The 26,330-nt window shown below is 46.9% G+C and carries 22 protein-coding genes, 1 tRNA gene and 1 riboswitch; of the genes, 2 read left to right on the top strand and 21 right to left on the bottom strand.

The window, feature by feature from the left end:
• Nucleotides 1–11: 11 nt before the first annotated feature.
• Genes HMPREF1250_RS10465 through HMPREF1250_RS10445 form a run of 5 tightly spaced genes read right to left on the bottom strand, consistent with a single transcriptional unit; the run spans nucleotide 12 to nucleotide 5,386 of the window.
• Nucleotides 12–1,595, bottom strand: a complete 1,584-nt coding sequence (locus HMPREF1250_RS10465) for a peptide ABC transporter substrate-binding protein (protein ID WP_023054704.1) — start codon at nucleotides 1,593–1,595, stop codon at nucleotides 12–14.
• The gene (locus tag HMPREF1250_RS10460) at nucleotides 1,592–2,557 is read right to left on the bottom strand and encodes an ABC transporter ATP-binding protein (RefSeq protein WP_023054606.1); all 966 of its coding nucleotides are present in this window, start codon (nucleotides 2,555–2,557) and stop codon (nucleotides 1,592–1,594) included. Before HMPREF1250_RS10460 ends, HMPREF1250_RS10465 begins: the two co-directional genes overlap by 4 nt.
• Nucleotides 2,557–3,540 carry an ABC transporter ATP-binding protein gene (locus HMPREF1250_RS10455; RefSeq protein WP_023054609.1) on the bottom strand — a complete coding sequence of 328 codons (984 nt, stop codon included), beginning with the start codon at nucleotides 3,538–3,540 and terminating at the stop codon, nucleotides 2,557–2,559. The genes HMPREF1250_RS10460 and HMPREF1250_RS10455 overlap by 1 nt, the downstream gene beginning before the upstream one ends.
• Nucleotides 3,537–4,451, bottom strand: coding sequence for an ABC transporter permease (locus HMPREF1250_RS10450; protein WP_023054685.1), 915 nt, complete (start codon nucleotides 4,449–4,451; stop codon nucleotides 3,537–3,539). Before HMPREF1250_RS10450 ends, HMPREF1250_RS10455 begins: the two co-directional genes overlap by 4 nt.
• 2 nt (nucleotides 4,452–4,453) lie before the next feature.
• A complete protein-coding gene (locus tag HMPREF1250_RS10445; RefSeq protein WP_023054695.1) occupies nucleotides 4,454–5,386 on the bottom strand; it encodes an ABC transporter permease in 933 nt (310 codons plus the stop codon).
• 185 nt (nucleotides 5,387–5,571) lie between these two features.
• Between HMPREF1250_RS10445 and HMPREF1250_RS10440 the strand changes: the two genes are divergently transcribed.
• A complete protein-coding gene (locus HMPREF1250_RS10440; RefSeq protein ID WP_023054618.1) occupies nucleotides 5,572–6,777 on the top strand; it encodes an MFS transporter in 1,206 nt (401 codons plus the stop codon).
• 879 nt (nucleotides 6,778–7,656) lie between these two features.
• On the opposite strand, the gene HMPREF1250_RS10435 is transcribed toward HMPREF1250_RS10440, so the two are convergent.
• From HMPREF1250_RS10435 to HMPREF1250_RS10395, 10 genes are all read right to left on the bottom strand, one after another.
• A complete protein-coding gene (locus HMPREF1250_RS10435) occupies nucleotides 7,657–8,781 on the bottom strand; it encodes a sodium:solute symporter family protein (protein ID WP_023054659.1) in 1,125 nt (374 codons plus the stop codon).
• Nucleotides 8,782–9,075: a hypothetical protein gene (locus HMPREF1250_RS11460; RefSeq protein ID WP_051356113.1), complete on the bottom strand. Its 294-nt coding sequence runs from the start codon at nucleotides 9,073–9,075 to the stop codon at nucleotides 8,782–8,784. It abuts the gene before it with no gap.
• Nucleotides 9,076–9,125: 50 nt separating this feature from the next.
• Nucleotides 9,126–9,680: a helix-turn-helix domain-containing protein gene (locus HMPREF1250_RS10430; protein ID WP_023054689.1), complete on the bottom strand. Its 555-nt coding sequence runs from the start codon at nucleotides 9,678–9,680 to the stop codon at nucleotides 9,126–9,128.
• 11 nt (nucleotides 9,681–9,691) lie between these two features.
• Nucleotides 9,692–10,984, bottom strand: a complete 1,293-nt coding sequence (locus HMPREF1250_RS10425) for a serine dehydratase subunit alpha family protein (protein ID WP_023054613.1) — start codon at nucleotides 10,982–10,984, stop codon at nucleotides 9,692–9,694.
• A gap of 23 nt (nucleotides 10,985–11,007) precedes the next feature.
• The gene (locus HMPREF1250_RS11455; protein ID WP_023054686.1) at nucleotides 11,008–12,351 is read right to left on the bottom strand and encodes an L-serine ammonia-lyase, iron-sulfur-dependent, subunit alpha; all 1,344 of its coding nucleotides are present in this window, start codon (nucleotides 12,349–12,351) and stop codon (nucleotides 11,008–11,010) included.
• A gap of 1,087 nt (nucleotides 12,352–13,438) precedes the next feature.
• Nucleotides 13,439–14,011: a DUF805 domain-containing protein gene (locus HMPREF1250_RS10985; RefSeq protein ID WP_023054649.1), complete on the bottom strand. Its 573-nt coding sequence runs from the start codon at nucleotides 14,009–14,011 to the stop codon at nucleotides 13,439–13,441.
• Nucleotides 14,012–14,071: 60 nt separating this feature from the next.
• Nucleotides 14,072–17,506 carry a pyruvate carboxylase gene (locus HMPREF1250_RS10410; RefSeq protein WP_023054664.1) on the bottom strand — a complete coding sequence of 1,145 codons (3,435 nt, stop codon included), beginning with the start codon at nucleotides 17,504–17,506 and terminating at the stop codon, nucleotides 14,072–14,074.
• Nucleotides 17,507–17,648: 142 nt separating this feature from the next.
• On the bottom strand, nucleotides 17,649–18,359 hold the full coding sequence (tatC, locus tag HMPREF1250_RS10405) for a twin-arginine translocase subunit TatC (RefSeq protein WP_023054673.1): 711 nt from the start codon (nucleotides 18,357–18,359) through the stop codon (nucleotides 17,649–17,651).
• Nucleotides 18,337–18,633 (bottom strand): twin-arginine translocase TatA/TatE family subunit, encoded by a 297-nt coding sequence (locus HMPREF1250_RS10400; RefSeq protein ID WP_023054671.1) that lies wholly within the window; start codon nucleotides 18,631–18,633, stop codon nucleotides 18,337–18,339. Before HMPREF1250_RS10400 ends, tatC begins: the two co-directional genes overlap by 23 nt.
• A 72-nt stretch (nucleotides 18,634–18,705) precedes the next feature.
• Complete coding sequence (locus HMPREF1250_RS10395; protein ID WP_023054616.1) at nucleotides 18,706–19,209, bottom strand: nitroreductase family protein; 504 nt, start codon at nucleotides 19,207–19,209, stop codon at nucleotides 18,706–18,708.
• Nucleotides 19,210–19,480: 271 nt separating this feature from the next.
• Between HMPREF1250_RS10395 and HMPREF1250_RS10390 the strand changes: the two genes are divergently transcribed.
• Nucleotides 19,481–20,782, top strand: coding sequence for a Na+/H+ antiporter NhaC family protein (locus HMPREF1250_RS10390; RefSeq protein ID WP_023054598.1), 1,302 nt, complete (start codon nucleotides 19,481–19,483; stop codon nucleotides 20,780–20,782).
• 143 nt (nucleotides 20,783–20,925) lie between these two features.
• Here the strand turns inward: HMPREF1250_RS10390 and HMPREF1250_RS10385 are convergent.
• The 6 genes from HMPREF1250_RS10385 to HMPREF1250_RS10360 all read right to left on the bottom strand — a co-directional run bounded on the left by HMPREF1250_RS10385 (nucleotide 20,926) and on the right by HMPREF1250_RS10360 (nucleotide 26,319).
• A tRNA-Leu gene (locus tag HMPREF1250_RS10385) sits at nucleotides 20,926–21,009 on the bottom strand.
• Between the two features lie 218 nt (nucleotides 21,010–21,227).
• Nucleotides 21,228–22,610, bottom strand: a complete 1,383-nt coding sequence (locus HMPREF1250_RS10380; RefSeq protein WP_023054594.1) for an alanine/glycine:cation symporter family protein — start codon at nucleotides 22,608–22,610, stop codon at nucleotides 21,228–21,230.
• 101 nt (nucleotides 22,611–22,711) lie between these two features.
• Nucleotides 22,712–22,801: riboswitch (glycine riboswitch) on the bottom strand.
• A 160-nt stretch (nucleotides 22,802–22,961) separates the two neighbouring features.
• The gene (surE, locus tag HMPREF1250_RS10375) at nucleotides 22,962–23,720 is read right to left on the bottom strand and encodes a 5'/3'-nucleotidase SurE (protein WP_023054596.1); all 759 of its coding nucleotides are present in this window, start codon (nucleotides 23,718–23,720) and stop codon (nucleotides 22,962–22,964) included.
• 9 nt (nucleotides 23,721–23,729) lie between these two features.
• Entirely contained in the window at nucleotides 23,730–24,983 is a 1,254-nt protein-coding gene (locus tag HMPREF1250_RS10370) for a glycosyltransferase family 2 protein (RefSeq protein WP_023054691.1), read from the bottom strand.
• A gap of 23 nt (nucleotides 24,984–25,006) precedes the next feature.
• Complete coding sequence (pssA, locus tag HMPREF1250_RS10365; RefSeq protein ID WP_023054688.1) at nucleotides 25,007–25,684, bottom strand: CDP-diacylglycerol--serine O-phosphatidyltransferase; 678 nt, start codon at nucleotides 25,682–25,684, stop codon at nucleotides 25,007–25,009.
• Complete coding sequence (locus HMPREF1250_RS10360; protein ID WP_023054614.1) at nucleotides 25,681–26,319, bottom strand: phosphatidylserine decarboxylase; 639 nt, start codon at nucleotides 26,317–26,319, stop codon at nucleotides 25,681–25,683. Before HMPREF1250_RS10360 ends, pssA begins: the two co-directional genes overlap by 4 nt.
• Between the last annotated feature and the right edge of the window lie 11 nt (nucleotides 26,320–26,330).

Raw genomic sequence — 26,330 nt, 5'->3', positions numbered from 1 at the left:
CTTTCTGCCTTTTATTTTTCTATGTAAGCGCGCTTAAAGTCGACCAGTCCCAGAGACGACCAGTGATATCCTTTTACATAGGGCTGAGCGACAAAGGGTTGTGTCGTATAGTAAATGGGAATGATGACGCAATCATCAAAAAGGATATTCTCCGCTTCGTGCATCAGCTTCATGCGCAGCACCGCGTCATTCGTCTGCTGGGCCGCGTGAATCACTTCGGTATACCGTTCATTGTGGTACTGCGCGTCGTTTTCGGCATCGGCGAAAACGGACAAAAACGTCATCGGGTCGGCATAATCGGCGACCCATGAAGCCCTGGCAATTTGAAAATCGCCGCTGCTGCGGCTGGCCATAAAAACCTTTGCCTCCTGATTGACGAGCCCGACGGTAACCCCCAGTTCATCGTGCCACATGGCCTGCAGCGCTTCGGCGATCGCCTTATGCATTTCACTCGTATTAAAGAGAATACGAATATCCGGCAGCTTACTGCCGTCGTCATAACCGGCCTGTTGCAGCAGCGCTTTCGCCGCCGCGTCTTCCGGCTGCAGCACCGTGCCGCCGGCAGTACGAAAATCGACGCCCGTCGCCGGATCGACCAGGCCCGGCGGTACCCAGGCATAGGCCGGCTGTTTACGACTGCGCACGACATTGGCAATCAGCGCGCGGCGCCTGACGGCCAGCGCGAAAGCTTTGCGGACTCGTACATCGTCAAAGGGCTTGGCCGTCACGTTGAAAACGTAATAATAAGAGCCTAAATACGGCGCGACATGATAGAGCCCGGCTTCCTCCAGCCGCGTTTCGTCGGCAGGCGGCGGTTCGACCATCATATCGGCCTGCCCGCTTTCGACCAGCGTCAGCCGCGTCGCTTGCAAATCGCTGATAGGAAACTCCAACTGCGGCAACGTAACGGAAGCGGCATCCCAATACGTTTCGTTTTTTACAAAATCGATCTCACTGGCATGGATCCATTTGCTGATTGTATACGGTCCGCTGCCGACGATGGGCATATTGCCCGAAGCCCACGTCTGCGGCGCTTTTTCGACAACATGCCGGGGTACGGCATAGTAGCTGTGGAAAGCCGTCAAACTGAGAAAATACGCTGTCGGCGCTGCCAATTTGACGATCAGCGTCCGATCATCGACGGCATGAACCCCGACGGCGGCGGCGTCAACCTGGCGGTTGAAGTACGCTTCTCCGTTCACCAGAGGAAACATCATATACGCATTCTCCGAAGCCACGTCAGGATCAAGAGCACGCTTCCAGGCATATTCAAAATCACTTGCCGTCAGAGGAACCCCATCGCTCCAGTGGAGACCGGGCCGCAAATAAAAGGTATACGTCAGTCCATCTGCCGAAACGTCCCACCGCTCCGCCAGTGCCGGCTGCGGCACATCCTGATCGTCCAGCCGCGTCAGCCCTTCAAACAGCTGCAATTCCACTATATTTTCAGGCAGCGCCGTCGTCATGGCCGGATCCAGACTGGCCGGTTCCGCTTCCAGCACATATCGCACCGTATCGGTACGTTCGGCGGGACCACACCCGCCGAACGCAAAAACGGCAACGGCGCAAAGGAGTATAAGAACCAATTTTCTCATGATCTTCCCCTTCCTGCAAAATGGCAGGCGGCGAAATGACCGGCACCGACTTCACGCCAGCTCGGGATCTCGCAACGGCAACGCGCTGTTGCCGCAGTACAGCGCGGATGAAATACGCACCCTTCGGGCACGGCGAAAGGGCTGGGGACTTCTCCGACAGGAACGACTCTGCGCGTTTGCCGCGGATCGGCCTTGGCCATAGATGACAGCAGGAGCTGCGTATAGGGATGCATCGGTGTCTTGTAAACGGCATCACTCGTGCCTAATTCCACCAGCCGCCCCAGATACATGACGCCAATGCGGTGACTCAGATGGTGGACCATCGCCAAATCGTGCGCAATAAAAAGATACGCCAGTCCCTTTTCCTGTTGCAGTCGCTGCAGCATGTTCACAATCTGCACCTGTACCGACACATCCAAAGCCGATATCGGTTCATCACAGAAAATACAGGCCGGTTCCAACGCCAGCGCCCGGGCGATGCCGACACGCTGCCGCTGGCCGCCGCTAAACTCGTACGGATAACGCTGCGCCGCTTCACGCGGCATATCGACCTGCTCCAGCAACGCGGCAACGCGCCGCTCCCGTTCCTCTCCGGTCGGATATACCCCGTAATTACGCAACGGTTCGGCAATACTTTCGCCGATTGTCAACCGCGGATCGAGAGACGCATACGGATCTTGAAAGATCATTTGTATCTTCCGCCTGAACGCCGCCTCACCCATCGACTCCCGCCTGACGCCGTCACAGAATATCTCGCCTGCCGTTTTCGGATACAGACCGAGAACGGTACGGGCAAAGGTCGATTTGCCGCAACCCGATTCGCCGACCAAGCCGACTGTTTCCCCCACCTCTATGGTCAGGGAAAGATCACAGACTGCCGTAACCGTTTTTTTTGCTCTGCCGAAAAAATCCCGTTCGGCAATGAATTCTTTTGTAAGATGACGAACGTCGAGAAACGCCATTATACTCCTCCCCGCTCCGGACAATACAACCAACAGCTCACCTTTTGTCCGTTCCCCAATTCATACGTCGGCGGCTCGCGACGCGAACAGATACACATCGCTTGGGGACAGCGCAGACAAAAACGACAGCCCCGGGAATAGTGGAACAAGTCAGGAGCCTGTCCGTCAATGCCGATCAGCTTCTTTTCCCTGTTCTCCGGATCCGGCAATGAAGCCAACAAACCTCGCGTATACGGATGAGCCGGCGCGACGAACAACGTCTCCGTCATCCCTTCCTCCACAACCGTACCGGCATACATCACGTAGACACGCCGACACAGCTGGGCAATGATGCCGAGGTTATGGGAAACGAGGACAACGGCCATCTGCAGCTCCCGCTGCAAGTTCTCCAACAGCGCCAATACCTGCGCCTCCGTCGTCACGTCAAGAGCCGTCGTCGGTTCATCGGCAAAAAGCAAGCGCGGCCGGCAAGCCAGAGCCAAGGCAATGAGACAACGCTGCCGCATGCCTCCTGAAAGTTCATGCGGATACTGCCGAAGACGTTTTTCCGGCGCCGTCAGCCCGACAGCCCGCAATAATTCCAGCGAAGCCGTTGCCGTTGCCGCGGGAGACAAGCGACGCTGCGTCCGAAGCGCCTCCCGCAACTGACTGCCGATGGACAGCACCGGATTCAGCGCCGTCATGGGATCTTGAAAAATCATCGTCAGCTCTTTGCCGCGCAGCCGGTTCATCGCCTGCTCGTCATATTGCATAATGTCCTTACCGTCCCAGGTAATCGTACCGCCTGTATAAACCGTCTCCTTACGCGGCAGCAATTTCATGACACTTTGCGTCGTAACCGATTTGCCGCATCCCGATTCGCCGACGATCCCGACAGTTTCCCCGGCATAAACCTGGAGAGACACACCGTGAACGGCCTCCAACAGCCCTCGATACGTACGGAACGAAACGGACAAGCCGGCAATTTCCAAAAGCGGCTTCATCGGCTTTCCCCCTTCCCATCGCGCGGATCCAGGGCATCGCGAAGCCCGTCGCCGAGAAACATAAAGCCGAGCATCGTGATACACAAGGCAAGGGCGGGGAAAAACAGCTGAAACGGAAAAGAACGGATACTGTTGATCCCTTCCGACGCCAATACTCCCCAGCTGGCCATAGGCGCCGCTACGCCGAGACCGATAAAGCTGAGAAAGGCTTCCGTAAAAATGGCGTCGGGAATAGATAAGGTCATGGTTACAATAATCGGCCCGACACAGTTCGGTATCATATGACGCCGCAGTATTTGCCACGCCGACGTGTTGCAGGACCGCGCCGCCAGAACATAATCCTGCCGTTTCAAGGTCAAAACCTGGCTGCGTACAATACGCGCCATATTCAGCCAGTACGCGATGCCCAAAGCAAGATAAATATTGAGCAGTCCCGGCTTAAAGACGACCATGAACAAAATCACATAAAGCAGCATGGGAATCGAATACAGGACATCAATAACATGCATCATGATCCGATCTGTTTTACCGCCGGCCAGACCGGCAATGCCGCCGTAAAGAACGCCGATGAACAGATTGATCAAGCTGGCGGCGATGCCGATAGACAACGAAATCCGCGCTCCGTAGAGAACGCGCGTAAAAAGATCGCGTCCTAACGTATCGGTTCCGAACCAATGCGCCGCAGACGGATACGCGTTGGCGGCGGCAAAGTTCTGTTCGCCGTACGTATAAGGAGAAAGCCAGGGGCCGACAAGCGCCGCTACGGACATGACACAAACAATGCCGATGCCCCAGAGAGCCAGTCGGTTCTGTCTCAGGCGCTGCCAACTGCGATCACGCAACGTTTGCGGCGGGATATACACTGGCCGTCGTGCAGACGGCGGCAGCGGCTGAAAATCAAGTCTGTCCATGCTCATCCCTCCCGTTCCGATGTCAGGGAAATCCGCGGATCTACGAGAGGATAGATGACATCAATCAGTAAATTCATGACAATAATCAAAAAACTGTAAAAAATCGTTATCCCGAGGATAACTGTATAATCGCGATTGTAAATGCTGGTGACAAAATACCGCCCCAAACCGGGGATGGCAAAGACGGTCTCAACGACAAAACTGCCGGTCAGCAACGACGCCGCCAGCGGGCCGATGTACGTGATGACCGGCAGCAAAGCATTGCGCAGACCGTGACGACAGAGCAGCGAAAAGGTCCCGACACCGCGGGCTCGCGCCGTACGCATGTAATCTTGCGACAAAACGTCAAGAAAGCTGGCCCGCGTCAGCCGCATGACGAAGGCCGTCGGATGCGCCGCCAAGGCAAAAACAGGCAAAACGGCATAAGACGGCCCTTTCCATAGTGCTGCCGGTAAAACAGGCCACGTAAACGCAAACAGCTGAACCAGCAACGCCGCCAAAATAAAACTCGGCACCGATACACCCAGCGTGGCGCCAAGCATCAGCGCGTAGTCAAGGGCGCCGTTTTTATGCCATGCCGCCGCCATGCCGGCCAAAACGCCGATGCCGAAAGCCAGACACAAAGCAATCGCCCCAAGTTCTGCCGAAACGGGTAACGTTTCGGCAATGATCTCGTTCACCGTCCGCCCCGGATATTTGAAGGAAGGGCCGAAATCGAATACCGCCGCATGTTCCAAATAATCGGCATATTGTTCGAGAAGCGGCTGGTCGAGACGATACCGTTCTTCCACGGCAGCCAAAACGACAGGCGGCAATTTCTTTTCTGCCGTAAACGGACCGCCCGGTATGGCATGCATCAGGGCAAAAGTGATCGTCACGACTGTCCACAAGACGAGATAAGCGCCGACCAAACGTTTCAAGCAGTAAAAAAACATCTTTTTTCCCCATTTCCATTGCTATACTATACTCATAATTATAAGCTTGCCGCTGCGAAAAAGGAAGTGCGCCTGCACAGCCCTCTTCTTAAAAAAACTTTGATAATTCGTATTGAAAAGAGAGAACAATCGTTTTATAATAAGGAAATTACACTGACAGTTGATTTTAGAAAGAGTGAACCTCCATGAATTGGAAATTTTGTTTAGCCATACTGACATGTAATGTCGTTTTTATGTCTGCCAGTTATACCATGCTGATCCCTTTCCTGCCGGTCTATTTGACCCATGAGCTCGGCGTGGATCCGTCATCGGTAAATATCTGGTCCGGCATTGTCTTTTCCTCAACTTTCGCCGTCAGCGCCATCATGGCCCCGATTTGGGGACGCATGGCCGATCGCCGGGGAAAACGGCTGATGGCGATTCGAGCCAGCTTTCTTCTGGCCATCAGTTATTTTTTCGGCGGCATCGTAACGACACCGCTGGAGTTAACGTTCATGCGGATGTTTCAAGGTTTTGCTGCCGGCTTGTGGCCGATGGAACTGGCAATTATGACCACCTATGCGCCGCCGAAAAAAATGGGCATCTGTCTCGGCATCATGCAAGGAGGCCTGACGGCAGGCGGTGTCATCGGGCCGCTTTTCGGGGGAATTTTAGCGGAAGTCTTCGGCATGCGCATGTCATTCTTTCTGGCCGCGGCAGCTCTTTTCCTCAATTTTCTGGTTCTTCTGTTCTTTGTCAAAGAACCGCCTGACAGTCTGGCTGCAGAGCCGACACCGGGGCATCCGGAAACCAGCGGTTCCGGCCTTTGGCGAAATCCGTTGATTCGCGATATGCTGCTTTTCGGCGTTTTCGTGCAAATGGTCATCCTCATCGTGCAGCCTGTCTTGACGACATATATTACGGAACTTGCCGGCAATTTGGACAACGTCATCTTCGTCGCCGGCCTCGTCTTCTCGCTCAGCGGCTTTGCCAGCGCCATATCGGCGCCGCTCTGGGGACGCTTCGGACAGCACCAGGGATTCCATAAGTCGCTGACCTATGCCTTGACTTTGGCCGGAATCTTCAGCATTATCCAATCGCTGCCTCGCGACCTGTATCTGTTTGCGGCATCGCAATTTTGCGTCGGACTGTTCTTTTCCGGCATCTATCCTTCGATCAATGCCATTCTGGCTCAAAACACCGACTCCCACACCAAGGGACGCGTATTCGGCCTCCTCTTTTCGGCGCAGCAGATCGGCTCCATGGCCGGGCCTCTCCTGGGCGGGATGATCGCTACCTTCTGCGGCATGCATTACGTCTTCATCGCCGCCGGCCTGATTTTGCTCTCCATCAGCATCATCGTGCGCCGTCATACGGGACGCATAACGACGCCGCATCCCGGCACAACATAATAATTATAAAAACGTCTCTCACTAAAACTAGTAAAAGTTTTAGTGAGAGACGTTTAGCTTTTTGAATGTAATTATTCCAATATCTTACAACCGGTTGTTTTATCCGCTTTAAAATCTTTATTGGTTTTACACTAGTATATAAAGCATTTTACTCCTTATATCGCAGGTAAGTTTATGCCCAATTATTTCTAACTTTTGACCCCATTTTTTCTATTAAAAATAATATTACTTCACCTGTTGTCCAGAAGAGCCGTTTCATCATTGACTTACATATCATATATATTAGCCATGATTCGGATGACACCGCCTATTATGAAGTAACACATTCATTTTATTAGAAAACCCCGATAAAATTCACCTGAATACTCAACAGGCAGAACAACTACTTTTATTATTTTTCTTTAGATACCATCCCATAGCTTAACAATTCTCCTAAGTAAATATTCGGCACGCAAAACATGCCAGTAGGGAATCTTAATAAATTAACGATACTATCATTCCAAACATTATATATCTAAGCATCACTTCTAATCTACATATAGATAATGCCTGATTTCTCCATTTCAAGATAAAACTGTAAAAACTTTAAAAAGTCCATCCCCTTCACGACAATAATGAGCATTAATTTTCACATTTTTTAAGTCCGTTTCTGAATTTTTATATCTCTCAAATTATCTATTTATGTACCTAATATTATCTATGCCTAATAAATAGGATATAACAATACTAATAAATTAACACTTCTTCTCGATTAATAGCTTCATCCAAAATCTTTTTGCACTTTTATATCTAAAAGTAATTGTACTAATTCCACAGATACAACAATAAACCTAGCCACTATAAAATATATGGTGGCTAGGTTTATATTCAATTTTCTATCTACCCCATATTCCCTGCAACTTTCTTATCATCTTTAAAAATCATACAGGCTATGATCAATGCAATTCCAGACCCCGCCAGTCCATAAATAGCATATGGAATAACAGTTTCCATTAACATTGCGCCAAAGCAAACGATAAAGCCCACTATCATACTAATAATTACTGACTTGGCCGTAATTAAATTTTTTCTACGCAGTAATACTCCCGCAAATATCGGGAACATAAGCCCCGCTGCTGAAAAAGCATAAGTTGCAACAATAACATTAAGTACACGCGGATATACTAGGGCTATAGCTACAGCTAAAAATGTAACTATAACTGAAATTATTTTAGATTTATGCTTCATATCATTTTCAGTCGCTCCAGGATTAAGTATCTTTTTATAAATATCATTTACCGCATTTAATGCCACAGATTGAATGCCACTAGCAACAGTTGACATAATAGCAGATACAATTAATCCTGCATATAAAGCTAGAAACCAAACTGGAATTTGTGTTAGAAACCAGCCAGTTGCCATTTCTCGTTCTAAGCCAGGATTCATTGCCCTAATCCCCATCCCAAATAAAGATGCCCAAATTTCAGAAATAATAATTACTACCCCGCTAAGAAATAAACTCATTTTAACATAATTTATATCTTTTGCAGCAAAAATACGCTGAAAATACATTTGATTTGTTAAACTACCAGGAATAACCGCCATAAACCAGAGTATAACTGTTCCCCAGCCTAGGCTTGCCATTCCACCAGGAAAAGACTTTAAATTATCCGGTACTTTAGCCATAACATTGCCAAATCCGCCTCCCATATCGTACAAGAAATATAATGTTGCCAAACAAATTAGTCCCATAAGACATCCAAAAAAGAAATCTGCCCAAGCAACTGATTTTAATCCAGCAGGTAATACCAATAATAAACTAATGACGGCAAATGCCAATACTAAGGTAGTAGTTGAAAGGCCAGTTAATCCGGAATAAAGCTTTCCAAAAGCAATCAGATTTCCAATAACCCATCCAAAGGGTACAACCATTGTTAAAAATGATGATATGACAGTTAATGTTTTATTTTTACCATACAATCTTTCCATAATATCCGGTATAGTTGAAAATTCCTGACTACGCATCTATTTTGCAATAAGGCAAATAACCCACATACCAATAGCTACAAATAATCCATATGTTAAAGCAGACCATCCTCCAGCATATCCATTTCCAACATGGGCGGTAAGAAATCCGCCACCTTGAGCTGTTACAAATTGGGTTCCAACAATAACATACAAAAGTAAGCTGCGACCGGCTACGGCCCAATCACTTCCAGTCGATTTTCTACCAACCCACCAAGAAATTAATACGGCAACTAATAGTACAGCTAAGGTGCTAAAAACAATAATAAATATACTTCCCGTAGACACACCCATGATAATTCCCTCCCTCGTACATTATTGTATAATTTTATAATTTTTTTCTCTTAAATTCTTGGCGGTGATGCGGCAAATAAAATACGAACTACATCATCACCGACATTAACCCATTGATGCGTTATTCCCGGCGGTATTCTTACACTATCATGAGTATTTAGATTGACTTCCTCATTATCAAGGACAAGATGCACATTCCCTTCCAATATATAGGCAATTTCTTCACCAGTATGTTTGGTTTTTTGGATACCTGAACTGCCATGTGCTTTTAACGTTAAAATCAGCATCGCCAATGAACTACTACGATTAGGCGTCAAAACCTCATATTCCAAGCCCGGGGACTCTGGAAATATAATTGAAGTTCTTTTATTGGAACGTACAATCAAATCATTAACGGTTTGTGTTTCAGAAAATAATCTCACAATGGGTACTTTTAACGCACACGAAATAGCTTCCAATGTCTTCAATGAAGGATTGGCATTACCATGCTCAATCTGAGAAAGCATAGATAAACTGATTTCCACTTTACTTGCCAATTCTTTCAGTGAATATCCCTCTAATAAACGTAATTGTGAAATGTTCTTCCCTAAGCAATAATTATTCATAAAATATTGTATTATCTCCTTAATTTATTACGCTTAATAATTTCCTCACACATTTTTATATCTGCTGAAACCATACCTTCACGTGCAATTTTTCCTAAAAGAGCAAGACTTTCATTTGCATTTTCTCCTACCAATCCTTCATCATTATTAATATAAGCGCCAGATTTTACGAGCATAACATTTTCAATTGCCACACCAATACTTGTTGAAAGCTTTATTGCACAACCATTTTTGGCTCCATCACACAATGTTCCTCCGATTGCTCCTATGATATTACTAATAGCATGTTCAATTTGTATGTTTTCCAAGTCACATAAAAAGCCACATCCAGCTGCAACACCTAATGAAGCTGCAATAGAACATGCACAAACAGGGGATAATCGCCCAATGTGACATTTCGCAAAAATCGTGACTAAAAAGCTCAATGCTACAGCACGAATAATTTTGTCATTAGAATATTCATAAAAATCTCCAAAAACCTTTACTGGGACAGAACTAGTAATACCTACATTTCCACTACTAGCACAACTCATAGCAGGAAGATTCTCCCCACACATTCTCGCGTCCCCTGCAGCCGCAACATAAGTTCTGGCTTTATATACAACATTATTTTGATCAAAAGTCCCCCATCCTACACCAAAACCTGATCCGGCTTTATTTGCTAATCCAGCATTGGCAAGTGCAAAATTTAATTCAATTGCTTTTTTTACAATTCCCAATTCATTTATATCAATGAGTTTTGCAAAATTAATAAAATCATTTATTTCATAATTACTAATAGGTGCATCAAGTTTATATGATGAATCCTCTGCTGCATCTATCGAACCCTTAATTATTTTATTATTTGATTCAAGATAAACAATATTGGTATGTGTCCCATAAATAATAGCCCGTCCATACCCTTTATTGGTGTATACAGTGGCATCAATAAACAAATTCATACCAGTACGATTCCAAGCCACATCAACGATAACTTTTCCTTCTTTAATTTTATCCAAAGCATCTTTTTCTTTACTCGGAGTAACACCAGCCAAAACTTCTAATCCTTTCTTTGCATTTCCTGCTATCGCCCCTAAGGAAGCGGCAACATCTAAGCCTTTATGACTTGTTCCAGGAATGCCTACTGAAATAGAATTTTTATAGGTATCGCGATCCATAAGTACATGAATTTTTTCGATTTCCCCTCCTATAACATCATAAGCCTTCGCTGCTGCTAGAGAAACGGAAGTTGGTCCCGTACATCCCAAGGCAGGTGATACCTCTTTATTAAGTATCTCTAATAAATTTTTAATTTTTGTATCCATATTTCCTTCCCTCCATTCTATATTCATGATTGAACTTTTTCATTCCACTTCTTTTTTAATTCTTGAGCTATGTCTGTAGATGCTAATCCACCAATTTGACTACATCGCAGTTCATTAGGTATTCGTCTTGCTGTATCTACCAAGGCATCAATTACTTGATCCGCTGGAATGGCACTTTCTACCCCTGCTAAAGCCAATTCTGCCCCCATAAGTCCAACTGCAACACCCATGGCATTTCTTTTTATGCAAGGTATTTCAACTGGACTAACTGGTTGATCACAAGTGAGTCCTAATATGTTCTTCATAGCAATTGCAAAAGCATTTTTAATTTGCTTGAATGATCCTCCAGCTAACCAAACGCTAGCAGCCGCTCCAATGGCAGCGCCAACACCTACTTCAACCTGACATCCCCCAATACTTCCAGAAAAACTGGATTTATTGGCAACTATAGTCCCTAATGCTGCCGCTACCAAAAAGGCTTTAGCCAGAGTCTCCCGATTAGCACCGTATCTTTCTCCTACGGAAAATATAATACCCGGTAATGTTCCCGCAGAACCACAAGTTGGAGCAGCAACAATAAGCCCTCCTCCAGCACTAATTTCCGAAATAGCAAGAGCTCTTGCCATCGCCATCGTAAACATTGGGCCGGTAATCGTTTTATCGGTTTTACTATACTCAGCCACTAATCTCCCATCGCTATCTCCAACAAAACCACCAATTAAGGAAATATTTCCCATTAATCCTTTCGCTATTGCTTGTTCTTCAACCTCCACTATTTTTATAGCTTCATTTAAAACCTGCTCTCGCGTAACCAAGCTTCGGGCACATTCATAGTCAATAGCTACTTCACAAATATCTTTCAATACGGTTAATTGTTCTAACTCACTGAATGTCCTAAATATAGGAGAGGCAGTACTCTTTTCCGAAAACAGATGAAGTGGCTCAACATATCGTTTAAGAACAATATTATTAACCCTTTTTTCTATTCTCATCAATACACTTTTTTCAATCGGAAATTTCGTTGATATATAAAAAAAATATCCTTGTTTACTTGCATAGCCATTGATATCTTGAGCATCTATAAATTCTGAAATTTCTTTTAAATCTATTGCATCTTTGAGTAAATAAAAATATAAATGAGTATCCCCTGTTATCTTCGTTTCTAATCCGTTTATTTTATCAATAACGATATTACCCCCACCCACGGAAATTCCATGTATATCCCAATCAATGCCTTCATATACTGCACATATTTCCATAAGATTTCTATCTGGATTAACTTTATGAGTAGGTTGAAAGATTATGTCAACACCTTTTTCTTGCATATTATGAAGTGCGTGATTGACATTGGGATCGTCCTCTCTCATCCCTAATAGGCCTGCCATAAGAGCTCGGTGCGTCCCATGGCCTTTATAAAATTTCATTAAGAACGGATGAAATAAAAAGATAATTTTTTTAGGTAATCCTCCAATAATTTTTTGATAATAAAACCCTAATCGTACAGCTCCCCCGTATGATTACTTGATGGGCCATGCATAATAGGGCCTACCGAATCAAACAAACTATAACTCCTCATATAAAATCATTCTCCTTTCAATACAGGAATAGCCAGTTAAATATAATTTAATTTATTAAATGTAATTGTATTATGTCTCATTATACATTTATTTTTCAATAAAATCAACATTATATTTTATATCTTTATTGAAATATTTTAATTTTATTTTGTTTTTTTAATAAAAGCAGTGGTTTTATAATTTTAGTCTTATTACAATGTAAATATTATCTTCAAATTAGTTATTAAAGAAATAGTGTACTTCTCTCACCACTAATTATAATTTAATATCCATTCTGTATTCTCACATAATTAATAAATATAACATACCATTACACTAGATTATTCGCATTCTACATCGAAGTTACCTAAATAGTTCTTTTCATACTTTCATCTATTCAATCTTGAAATATTCTCTTTATTCAGCTTTCTTCTTGTAATCGTATTAATTTTCAATTATCTAGATTTACAGTATTCTACCATAATAACGTTCTTGTTTCTCTATACTATTCCTCCATATCTAGATACAATAATCCCCCTTATATAACACTTTCAATAATAAAACCATCTTTGAGATATCGATAAATTTTTACCATAGTTATAAACGTTTTTCCGCCATTGTAATACAAGACAAACAGTTTTCTGCAACAGCATGCGAATTGAATAGATTTACTGATAAACTATATGAAAAAATATATAAAATCCCTCCAGCTGAGCTAGAGGGACACTTATAAAAAAACGCTATATAAGGAAGTTCCAAAAAGATCTCCTACGATACCTACATTAAAGGCATACTCATAATTTTTTAAGTGGATATTCTTTATATCAGTGTCAACGACAATTCTTGCAAAGCAGAAACAACGTAAATAAAAACGAGCAAAATAACGAATGCCGCTCCATTAGACTACAATCTGCCCACCTTGCGGCGAACGACCCCTGCCGATACGACTGCCTTCTGCTGCCGTAAGGGAAACGCAGTTCAGCCTCCTGCCATAGCGATTAGGCGCTTCGTCCCCTGCGCGTACGAGAAACCAGATATAGACGAAAGGGCCTACATAAGGAATTGCGTTGCTGAATAGCCACCAACCGCTTTTGTTGAGGTCATGAAAACGACGAATCGAGAGGCACACGCAGGGAAGAGCCGTCAGCAGCGCAAACGAAACGACGGCGGCCCAAAACACAGTGGCGGAAAGGAACCAAAGACAGCCCAAGATATCGAGGCAGCCGAAATAAACGGCATGGAATTTCCAATACTCGCCGCGCGAAGCGCGACCTGCACAAACGACATACTTCTCTTTCAAGACATATTGAAAATTTTCGATAAATCCTTTCGCCCCCATATGGGCCAAAAGCTCGTCGTTCATCGCGTCGGCGGGAACGGTTACGCCGCAGTATGCGCAATATTGCTGCCCCGCTTCCAATGCTGCTCCGCACTGGCGGCAATAAAGGATTTTTTCTTGTCTTGCTGACATCTGGGCTCCTTTGCTGAAAAAAAGGACGGAAGCCCTTCGGTTTCCGTCCTTGCTGTTTCTTTATTCTCCGATTTCCACCAGGCAGTCGCCGCTGATAATCGGCTGTCCCTTGGAAACGAAAATATCTTTGACAACGCCGTCGATCGGCGACGTAATCGTCGTTTCCATCTTCATCGCTTCTGTAACAACCAACGGTTCGCCTTTCTTCACTTTCTGATCCTTTGAAACGAGCACATTGACAACAGATCCGGATAAGGTGGCTCCGATATCGCCGATCTTGTCGGGATTGGCTTTCCGCCGCGTTACCGTCTTCATGTCCACGCTCTTGTCCTGCACCGTGATTTCCCGTTCGGCGCCGTTGAACATAAAGGTAATATTGCGCATGCCGCTTTCATCGGGATCGCTGATATTAACCAGCGTAATAACCAGATCTTTCCCCGGTTCGATTTCGACATGATTTTCCTCATTCTTCCGCATGCCGAAGAAGAAGGTCGGCGTGTCAAGAACACTGACGTCACCGTATTTTTTGACATTTTCATTGTAGTCGACAAAGACTTTGGCATACTGACAGTATGCGTTTACATCTTCATCTTCATGCTTATAACCCGCATCGGCCAACTTTTTCCGCGTTGCTTCCAAATCAACGGGAGCCAGGGATTTGCCGGGACGTTCGGTCAACGGCTGGAGCCCTTTAAGAATGATCTTCTGCAATTCTTGCGGGAATCCCTGATACGGAATCCCGATGCGCCCTTCAAAGAACTCGACGACAGACTGCGGAAAGTCCAAAATATCGCCTTTTTTCAGAATATCTTCTTCGGTCAGGTCATTTTGAATCATAAAGAGCGTCATATCACCGACGACTTTGGACGACGGCGTGACCTTAATGATATCGCCGAACATCATATTGACGGCATGGTACATTTTCTTGACGTCATTCCAGCGTTCGCCCAATCCGACGGCCTTCGCCTGCTGACGCAAGTTGGAAAATTGTCCGCCAGGCATTTCATGTTGATAGACTTCCGTATTCGGATATGGTTCGGCTTTATCGACCCCTTTGTAGTACGGACGAACGGTAGCCCAGTAACGGGACATTTCTTCCATGGCATCGACATTCATAACCGGCTGCCGGTCTTTGCCGCTCAAAGCATAATACAGCGTGCTCATGCTCGGCTGGCTCGTGCCGCCGGCAAAGGCGGAATAGGCGACATCGACAATATCAACGCCGGCGTCGACGGCGCGGCAATAGGTCGTAATGGCATTGCCAGAGCCATCGTGCGTATGCAGGTGAATCGGCAATGTAACCGCGTCTTTCAAGGCGGATACAAGGCGGTACGCGGCTTCCGGCTTCAAAAGGCCGGCCATATCTTTAATCGCGATAATATTGGCGCCGGCATGTTGCAACTCCTTGGCCATCTTCACATAGTAGTCCAAGTTGTATTTGGAACGGGATGCGTCAAGGATATCCCCTGTATAACAGAGCGCCACTTCGGCAATCTTACCTGTTTCGCGAACAGCCTGAACGGTACCGTACATATTGTCAAGACTGTTTAAACTGTCAAAGACCCGGAAGACATCGACACCGTTCTTCGCCGAAAGGTCGACAAAGTTTTTGACGACGTTATCCGGATAACTCGTATACCCGACTGCATTAGCTCCGCGAATCAGCATCTGCAAAAGGATATTCGGCGCTTTTTTGCGCATCTGACGGAGGCGTTCCCACGGATCTTCGTACAGGAATCGATAGGCTACATCAAAAGTTGCGCCGCCCCAGCATTCATAGGAGAAGAAATTCGGCAGTTTTTTCGATGCGCTTTCCAACACCCGCAGCATGTCTATCGTGCGCACGCGCGTCGCCATCAGCGACTGGTGAGCGTCACGCATCGTCGTATCGGTAAAAAGGACCTGCTTCTGAGCCAATATCCACTGTGAAAACTTTTCCGGTCCCATGGAATCGAAGAGCTGCTTTGTCCCGGACGGAAAATCACCTTTTACTGCAGACGGCAATTCAAGGGGGTCAAATTCCGGTTTTTCCTGATGACCTAACCCGCTGTACCCGTTGATCGTCGTATCGCCGATGTATTTCAAAAGCTTCGTGCCGCGGTCCTGAATAACCGGTAAATGAAACAGTTCCGGATGTTCGTCGATAAAATTGACATCGTAATCACCGCTGACAAAAAGCGGATTACTCAAAACGTTAATCAAGAATCCGATATTAGTCTTGACGCCGCGAATTCGGAATTCTTTTAATGTACGCAGCATCTTCTGAACTGCTCCGGCATGTGTCAGACTATATGTCGTAGCTTTCACGAGCAAGGAATCATAATACGGCGTAATGATCGAGCCCGTATAAGCATTGCCGCTGTCAAGGCGAACGCCGAAGCCGCCGCCGCTACGATAGACCATGATCTTACCGGAATCAGGCATGAAATTGTTCATCGGATCTTCCGTCGTAATACGGCATTGGATGGCGTTACCCTGGCAACGTACCGATTCCTGCGATGGAATCGCAATTTCATCACTCGTCAGCGCGTATCCTTCGGCGATCTTGATTTGCGTTTGAACGATATCGATGCCTGTAACCATTTCCGTTACCGTATGTTCAACTTGGACACGGGGATTTACTTCTATAAAATAGAACTGATGATCCGGCGTTACCAGAAACTCAACGGTACCGGCATTGACATAGCCGACGTTTTTCATCAGCTTCAAGGCAGCGTTGCAAATATCGCGACGCAGTGATTCGGGCAGCGAAAAAGCCGGCGCTATTTCGACTACCTTCTGATGACGGCGCTGAATAGAACAGTCCCGTTCAAAAAGATGCATGACATTGCCGTGTTCATCACCGATAATCTGTACTTCAATATGTTTCGGATTAATGATGCACTTTTCCAAATAAATCTCATCGCTGCCGAAAGCCAATTTGGCTTCCGATTTGGCGCGATCGTAAGCTTCCCGCAAGTCCGCCATATGATCGACCATGCGCATCCCGCGGCCGCCGCCGCCGTTGACAGCCTTAAGCATAATCGGGAAGCCGACTTCTCTGGCAAATTTTTCGACCTCTTCATAATTCATGACCGGGCCGTCACTGCCGGGAATATACTGGATATCGGCCTTTTTGGCTTGAATGCGGGCATTGATCTTATCGCCGAACATGATCAGGTGTTCAACGTGAGGGCCAATAAAAATAATGCCTTCTTCGGCACAACGCTTCGCCAAATCGGCATTTTCCGACAAAAAGCCATATCCGGGATGAATGGCATCAACATCATGTTCATGAGCAATGCGGATAATATCTTCAATATCTAAGTAAGCATCAACCGGTTTTTTTCCCGCTCCGACCAGGTAAGATTCATCGGCACGGAAACGGTGCAACGAGAGTGAATCTTCCTTTGCATAGACAGCAACGGTGCGAATCCCCAGTTCATTGCAGGCGCGAAAGACGCGAATAGCAATTTCGCCGCGGTTGGCAACTAAAACCGAATTTATTTTTTTCATACAATAACCCCCTACAAAAATGTTAGGAACCATACCAATCTGTCAGCACAATAGCTGACACACTGTACTTTTATATTATATCAAAAAGCCGCATGAATACAAGGATATCCGCTCTCGGAAAGGCATAAATACTGTATACAATTTATTTTTGTATAAGCCATTTGACCAACACAATACTGATCTCATAAAGGAGAATCATGGGTACGGCAATCATGCATTGTGTAAAAATATCCGTCGTCGGGGATACGACAGCGGCAAAAACGAAGGCGAAAACGATAAGGAGCCGTCGCTTTTGCCGCAACATTGCCGCCGAAACAATCCCCATTCTGGCCAGAAAAAGAAGCAACAACGGCAACTCAAAGACGATACCAAAGGGTAATACCAACGCGACGAAGAAAGATAAATAGGATTCAAGGGAAAACATAGGCTGCAACGTTTCCGTCGCAAACCCCATAAAAAAACGTACCGCCGCCGGCAGAACCAAAAAATAGGAAAAAAGGAGACCGCCATAAAACAAAAAGACGCCTGCCGGCAACAGTCTGCAAAGCAATTTCCGCTCAGCAGCACGAAGTCCGGGACGTACAAACGCCCAGAGTTCATAGAAAATAAAGGGAAATGCCGTCAGCACACCGGTGAACACGGCCACTTCAAGATAAGAGAAAAAGACTTCCGCCGGGTTCATAAAATAGAGCTTTCCTGCCGGCTCCGAAAGCAAGGCGATCAGTTCGTCGACATAAGCGTAAGCAATGGCGCTTGTTACGGCAACGACGGCCAGACAAGCCAGGAGCCGGCGTCGGAATTCCTGCAGATGATCGACTAAAGGCATCTCATCATTTACCGTATTTTTCATCATGGCTCCCTTCTTTCTGCGCGCTTCCCGCGATACGTTCCTTCTCCTCCGTCATGATTTCAGCATCAATCGTGATCGCTTCTTTAGCCGTATGCTTCGTTTCGTCTGCCATATCCTGCATTTTTTCGGTAGCCTCCATCACTTCCCGTCCGGCACGGCGAAATTCCGTAAAACTCTTTCCTAAAATTTTGGCTATTTCCGGCAGCCGCTGCGGACCGAAAACCAGTAATGCCACAATCAATACAACGACCATTTCACTCATTCCGATATTAAACATGATATCCTCTCATTTCCGCTGATCAGCAAAAATGACTCCTGCCGGAAACAGGAGCCACCATTATATCCGTTTTCATACATAGTGAACGCGGGAAGCGTCGTAGCGGTCTTCACCGCCGCGACCGTCTTTATTATCGTTGGCATACCCGAAGGAGACGATGGCAAACGCCGTATATCCCTGAGGCAACATGATGGCACGCCGCACATTGGCTTCACGGGCCTTATACGGTGTGACCCCGAGCCAAACGGCGCCTAAGCCCTGATATACCGCTTCAATGAGTATATTTTCCACACAAGCGCTCAGATCCAATCCGATAAACGCCGGAAAACGAAGATTTTCATCACGGCTGCAGACGACGATCGCAGCCGGCGCTTTCGCTGCGCAACCCGCATACGGACTGATATGAGATAAAGTCTGTAAAACGCGCTTGTCACGTACGACATAAAATTCCCACGGCTGCTGATTTCCCGCAGAAGGGGCTGCCATACCGGCGCGAAGCAAGGCTTCAATTTTCGCATCTTCCACCGGAGTCGGTAAAAATTTCCGCACGCTCCGTCTTTCAAAAATTTCCTTCATTTCTGATCGACTCCCTCCACATACACTATATGTTATTATTATATCACAATGGGTGCCTGATAAAAAAGTAGCGGCGTCCATCTCGTCTGCGGAAAACACCGCAGTCCGGCCATTCAACTTGCCGCCGCATCACTTTCCTAATCACTCGGAAAAATCACCGACAGTTCTGGCATCTTTTTCCTCTATGATCTATAATGTAATATATTTTACACATCCGTACCGGACCGTCCACGTGCCTGGCGGCATACCCGTATATGTGGGAGGAATAATATTGGCTCTGTTGACTTTACTTTTATTCTGCAGCGGACTCCTGCTCTGTTTGCATTTTGATCTGTCCATTCTCTACGCACTGTCATTCGGATATATCATCTTTTTTCTCTATGGTCTCCATTACGGTTGCCGTATCCGGCAACTGCTGTCCATGACTGTAGAAAGCCTGCTGACCGTGCGCACTGTCTTGACGGTATTCGTCTTAATCGGCATGATCACCGTATCATGGCGGGCATGCGGTACGATTCCTTACATCGTTTCTCTCGCCGGGGATATGATAAGACCCGACCTTTTCCTTATCGCCGCTTTTCTCCTCAACGCATTGCTGTCCGTATTGATCGGAACTTCTTTCGGCACGGCGGCAACGATGGGCGTTATTTGCATGTCCGTCGGCCATGTGCTGGGAGTTTCGCCACTCTTTACAGGCGGGGCCGTCTTCAGCGGTATTTTTTTGGGAGACCGCTGTTCGCCGCTGTCAACGAGCGCCCTCGTCGTTTCCTCCATTACGGGAACCGTTTTTTATCATAATCTTCGTCTCATGGCTCGCAGCGCTGTCATCCCTTTTTTCGTGACCGCCGCACTGTATTTGCTGCTGGGACGATACGCCAATACGGATGCGTCCGTCACCTTACAAACGTCATCGCTGTTTGAAGATTCATTTGCCCTGCATAGTATGACGTTGCTGCCGGCTGCCGCCGTCATCCTTCTTTCCTTCTTACGGATTGATGTTCGTGTAACGATGACGGTCAGCATCGTAATCAGTCTGTGTCTCTGCGCGCTGCTGCAACATGAAGCGCTTCTCACGATCATCCCGATGCTGTTATGGGGCTATGCCGCACCGACAGCGCAGTTGGCCCCGATGATGAACGGCGGCGGTATAATTGCCATGGCAAAACCCGCCGCCCTGGTGGCCTTATCCTGTTCGTATGCCGGTATTTTTCGGCATACCGATCTGCTCCGTGGGATAAAGAAATACATCCGCAAAAGAGCCGCACTGGTATCGGCCTACGGCTGTACTGTAATCGTTTCGATCCTGACTGCCATGATCGCCTGCAACCAGACCCTCTCCTCTATCCTGACAAAGCAACTGTGCGAAGAGATTATTCCCGATAAAACACGAATGATGCTGACCTTGGAAGACACGATCATCGTAATTGCCGCCCTCATCCCCTGGAGCATCGCTGCCGCCGTACCGCTGGCAACGCTGGATGCTCCTGCTGCCTGCCTGTACTTCGCTTTTTATTTATATCTGCAGCCCCTATGCGGTTTGATACAAGATCGGTACCGCAATATACACGGTTAACGATCTGTTCCTTCATACGAACCCCCCCACCTTGCGACATCTCTCCCGATGAAGATTGTCCCATTCGTCTATGCGCAAGTATTTTCGTAAAAAATCTGTAAAAAATAAGCACCCTCTACGGGTGCTTATTGATGAATCGATCATGGTGCCGGGGGTGGGACTTGAACCCACACGGTGTTACCCGCCTGATTTTGAGTCAGGTGCGTCTGCCATTCCGCCACTCCGGCATAGTCTAAGAGTTCTTCAAGACAAGATTTATTATATCATATTATCATCAGCAGTCAAGCAATAAGTTTTCCATTCGTCCATGTCCTATCATTCGGAATGGATTACAACGAGAATCTGTCCATCCGAATATATTTTCTGCCATCAATGACGGCCCCGCGCTCCCTGCCTCGTAAAAACGGAATGCCCGCCTCAGCCGAAACTTTTTATGTCTTCTTAATCAATGGCCGTCAACGGGATCGACAAGTATATTTTCTTCTTGTTCTTCCTCTTTTACCTGCGCAAGATATGCCTTGGTCTCGGCAACGACAACACCGCTCAGCCCGATGAGTGCAATCAGGTTCGGAATAGCCATCAACCCGTTCACGATATCAGCCAAGACCCAAATAACTTCCAGTTTTAAAAATGCCCCGCAGGCAACAAGAATAATGAAGGTAATACGATAAGGCATAATTCCCTTGACGCCGGCCAAATACTCAACGCATCGTTCACCATAGTAGTTCCAGCCGAGAATGGTCGTAAACGCAAATAGCGTTAACCCGATACAGAGAATAATACTGCCTGTATTCGGAAAGGCCTGCAAGAACGCAACGTTCGTCAGTGCGGCTCCGTTCAGCTCCCCCATCCAAGCGCCGCTGATAACCAGCACCAGCCCGGTAAGCGTACAAATGATAATCGTATCAATAAACGTGCCCGTCATGGAAATCAAGCCTTGTTCCGCAGGCCATTTCGTTTTTGCCGCGGCAGCGACAATCGGAGCGCTGCCCAACCCGGATTCATTGGAAAAAACGCCGCGGGCCACACCGTTGCGCATGGCAACCAGAACTGTCGCGCCGAGGAACCCGCCTGCCGCAGCTGTCGGATTGAATGCATCATGAATGATTTCGGCAACGGCCGCCGGAATCTGTTCATAAAAAACACCTAAAAAAGCAAGGGTGGAAAGCACGTAAATAACTGCCATGGCCGGTACGATCTTTGAAGCCGCTCTGGCAATGGACTGCAGGCCTCCAATCGTTACGGCAGCTACGACAATGGTCAGTACGACGGCCGTATAGGTGACGGGAACGTCGGCCGCAAGCTGTGTGATCTCAACGATGGCATTGACCTGGGCAAAAGTACCGATACCGAAAAAAGCGACGAGTACGCCGAAAAAAGCAAAAAGCGTAGCAAGGGGTTTGTATTTTTTCCCGAGACCATTTTCAATATAATACATAGGGCCGCCGGAAATTTCCCCGTTTTTATCGATCGTTCTGTATTTGACGGCCAGACAGCCTTCCGCGTATTTAGTGGCCATACCGATCAACGCGGCCATCCACATCCAGAATACGGCGCCGGGGCCGCCGGCATGAACAGCCGTGGCAACACCGACAATATTACCGGTACCGACAGTAGCAGCCAACGCTGTGCATAAGGCTTTAAAACTGTCGATATCCCCTTCGCCTTGATTTTTCGCCGTAAAAATCAACTTCAAGGCACGCGGCAACTGCGTGATCTGTAACCCGCGAAGCCGGAACGTAAGCATAATGCCCGTGCCGATAAGCAGAAAAAGCAACGGCGGTCCCCAAACAAAGCTGTCAATCGCATTCAACATGTCCAAATTCATAAGTGCATTCTCCTTTAACTATAAATTAAAAACCCTATCATCAGCATGACGCTCTGAAGATAGGTTGAGAAAACACGCGCATAAAAACAAGGAGCATGTTTATCGCTGTCTCTGTCCTTTTGCCTGAGAGATAAGGAATCACAGATTCCGTGCACCTTCGGCGCCCAATGGGACTCTCCAGAGTTGTGTCCGTATACGGTCCCGTCTTGCGACACCTGAGAGTTTAACTCCTTCGGTAGACTGTAAAGCCTTCTCCCGTATATTTCATTCACTCGCTATGTGATTATATTATCATTATAGACTTTTCATTCGCAAATTGCAAGAGGTCGAAAAATCGTTTCTTCCGACCTTTCAGGAAATATATTCTCTGATCGTATCCATAACGGCAAAAGCCGTCTGCTGCCACCGCAACGGCGTAAGAGCCACATGACCTTGGCGGATACAAGCCACATCGGTATTTTCCGGAGCCGTCTCCATGTCGATGTCACCGACAATGCGATAACAAGCGCTGCCGTCGATATCCTCTTTTTCCGCAATGATATTATGATATATCTGTACCGTTTGCGGTACAACGCGGGCATTCTTCAAGGAAATTTCTCCTGAAGGGGGAATATTTACGTTGAGAACGCCGGGAAAATTCCCCTTTACAAAGACGGATTCAATGACCGCAATAACCAGACGAGCCGTCTGCGTACAACGCTCATCCGTCATATCCCGCATGGAAACCGCCATTGCCGGCACCTGGTAATAGGGTCCTTCCATCGCTGCCGAAACAGTTCCCGAATAAAGGACGTCACTGCCCAGATTATACCCGTCATTGATGCCGGAAATAATCAGATTCGGGTGCTTGTCGACTAAAAAATACTCCATCGCCATCTTTACGCAATCGACGGGCGTGCCGCTGACTGCGATTTCGCGCACATGCGGCAGCGTCTGCTCTGCTTCCCGACAGTACAAATCCCTATTGATGGTCATCGAATGAGATGCCGCACTGCGCTGCCCCGTCGGCGCCACCACAGTGATTTGTTCGGCAAAAGCCGCCAACTCCCGTTTCAGGACTTGCAACCCCCTGGCCTGCAGGCCGTCATCATTTGTCAAAAGAATATGCATGAATTACTCCTATCTCTTGTTCTCTTTTCGCAACAACGCCGCCGAGTCATAGGAAACGGCGCGCGTATGAAGCGTATGGCTCCATTGCATTTTGTGCCGGTCGATGAAGCCCAAAAAATTAACAGGAATCCAACTGTACATGAATAATGGATATACGATCAAATAAAGCCACGATTTTAACGGTACTTTAATCTGCAATAACACAATAACGGGAATAAGATACTGCCCTATTGCCAAGATAGTCCAAATTTGTACCGGTACAAGTTGGTTCAAAATGTTGGTGTAAAAAGGGATGTATGCCGCATTAATATAGGCCAGACAGGCATATATTGTCGACATCATCATAAAAAACGGCTGTGATAAGGTAATAATGCCATCCAACATCCGAATGTTCCCCGTACGGATGCCGCGGGCAAACAGCTTCGGTATAAACCGTTCACCGCAGTCACACTGCCCTTGGGCCCAGCGCTTCCGCTGTCTGCAGGACTGCATAAAACCAAGGGCCTTTTCATCATAAATAATAGCGTCATGGGCCCAACAAGTACGTACGCCTTCAAGCAGAATCTTCATGGAAAACTCCATGTCTTCCGTCAGACAGTCGCAGCCCCAGCCGTATTTACGCACAATATCGGTAGCAATGCACATGCCGGTACCGCCGAGCGCCGTGGAAAGGCCGACATTATATTTTGCCAGATGCCACATATGATTGATCAGCCAAAATGCAATGGAAAAAGTTCCGGCAATCCACGTATCCGTAGGATTCTTCGAATCCATATATCCCTGAATAACCTGTTCCCCTTTGCAGAGATGATTGTTCATTTCGCGCAAAAACTCGGGATGAACCAAGTTGTCGGCATCAAAAACAACAAACGCATCATATTGCTTTTCCTGTGCCAACAGTCGGTTAAACATCCAATCCATAGCATATCCCTTGCCGACTTCTTCCTTGTTGACACGAGTCATCACCGTTGCGCCGTGCTCTTTGCAGATGGCTGCAGTGTGATCGGTACAATTATCGGCAACGACATAAATGTCATACATCTGACGGGGATAGTGAAGTTCCTGCAAATTATCGATAAGCTGCCAGACGACCTTTTCTTCGTTATGAGCGCAAATAACGGCGGCAAACGTATGCCGCGGCGCTGCCGTAATATGCTCTTGCCGCTTCATCAGGCCAAAAACAGCCAAAACAAAGTAATATAGGGTGTAGAAAACAATAATCACTTGTATGGGTACCATGATGATATCCAGAAAATGTTCCATACGTTACGTTCTCCTCGGCAATACTATCTAGCCGGTGAAACTGCATTCATCGCCGTATTGACTAAACCGAAAACAATATACAGTGCGAAAGGCATACAAATAACCAAGCGCCAATCAACAAAATAAAGCGCCGCAGCGCCCAACACGAGTGCTACTACAAGAGCCGGCACGTGCAACACATCGGCGCTTTGCCCTTTAAAGTCGGGATGATGGATCTCGCTGACCAGATCATACCCCACAAGCAGCACGATAATAGCAGCCAGAACAGGCGAAATGTGAACACCGGACATGACAAAAGTAGCAAAAAGACAACCACCGTTCGGAATCGGCATCCCCATAAAGTAACCGTGCACAACAGTCGTATTCAAATTGAACCGGGCCAGACGCAGACCACCCAAAGCAGCATAAAGAGCCGCCGGAACGACCCCGATCCAGCCCAAATCCTGCAGCGCATAGGAATAGATCAAAAAGGCCGAAGCGGCACCGAAAGAAACACAGTCCGACAGGGAGTCCAATTCCTTGCCGAATTCACCGCTGACCCCCAGATAACGCGCGCTTCTGCCGTCGCAGGCATCGCAGAGCGTAGCTAATAAAATACAAACGCCGCCCCAGAAAAAATTCCCCTGCGCCGTCAGCACGATAGAGATAAATCCAAAAATCAAATTTCCCGATGTAAAGCAGCATGGGATTACTTTTTTCATTCTACAATCCTCCCTATGATCGTTTCTCCGCCACGAACAAAATCGCCCTTTTTGACATAGATGTCGACGTTATCTTCTACAAAAACTTCAATGCAGGAACCGAATTTGATCATGCCGTAAAGTTGACCGTGAAGCAGCGTATCGCCCAATGTGACCCAGGAAACGACGCGCCGCGCCAAAACGCCGGCAATAAGGGTAACCAAAATGCGGGTTCGTTCATTTTCGATGCCGAGAGAATACCGTTCATTCTCAAACCCGACGCCATCCTTATAAGCAGGCCGAAAACGGCCGCACGTATATTGCTGGAACTTGATGGTTCCGGCCAAAGGCGTCCGATTGACATGAGCGTCAAAAATGGAAAGAAATATGACTATTTTCCGGCATCGCGCATTTAAATACAGGTCGTCCTCCACCTCTTCCACGCTCATCACCTTGCCATCTGCCGGCGACACCAGCGCCGACTCGTCACGAGGAACGCACCGCTTCGGATTGCGAAAAAAATAGGTGAAATAGACGGCAAGAAGCGCCGGTACCGCCGCGACATAGAGATTCAGAAACATACCGGCCAATACCGCCAGAATCAGGGGAACTGCAATAAAGACATAGCCGTCTTCAATAATATAGGGCTTCGTCATACTACCCCCTC

Source organism: Megasphaera vaginalis (ex Srinivasan et al. 2021), from assembly GCF_000478965.1.
In the GTDB taxonomy this organism is placed as follows: Bacteria; Bacillota; Negativicutes; order Veillonellales; family Megasphaeraceae; genus Megasphaera; species Megasphaera vaginalis.
The sequence above is the reverse complement of the archived record's forward strand: the minus strand, read 5'-3'. Positions and strand labels throughout refer to the sequence as shown.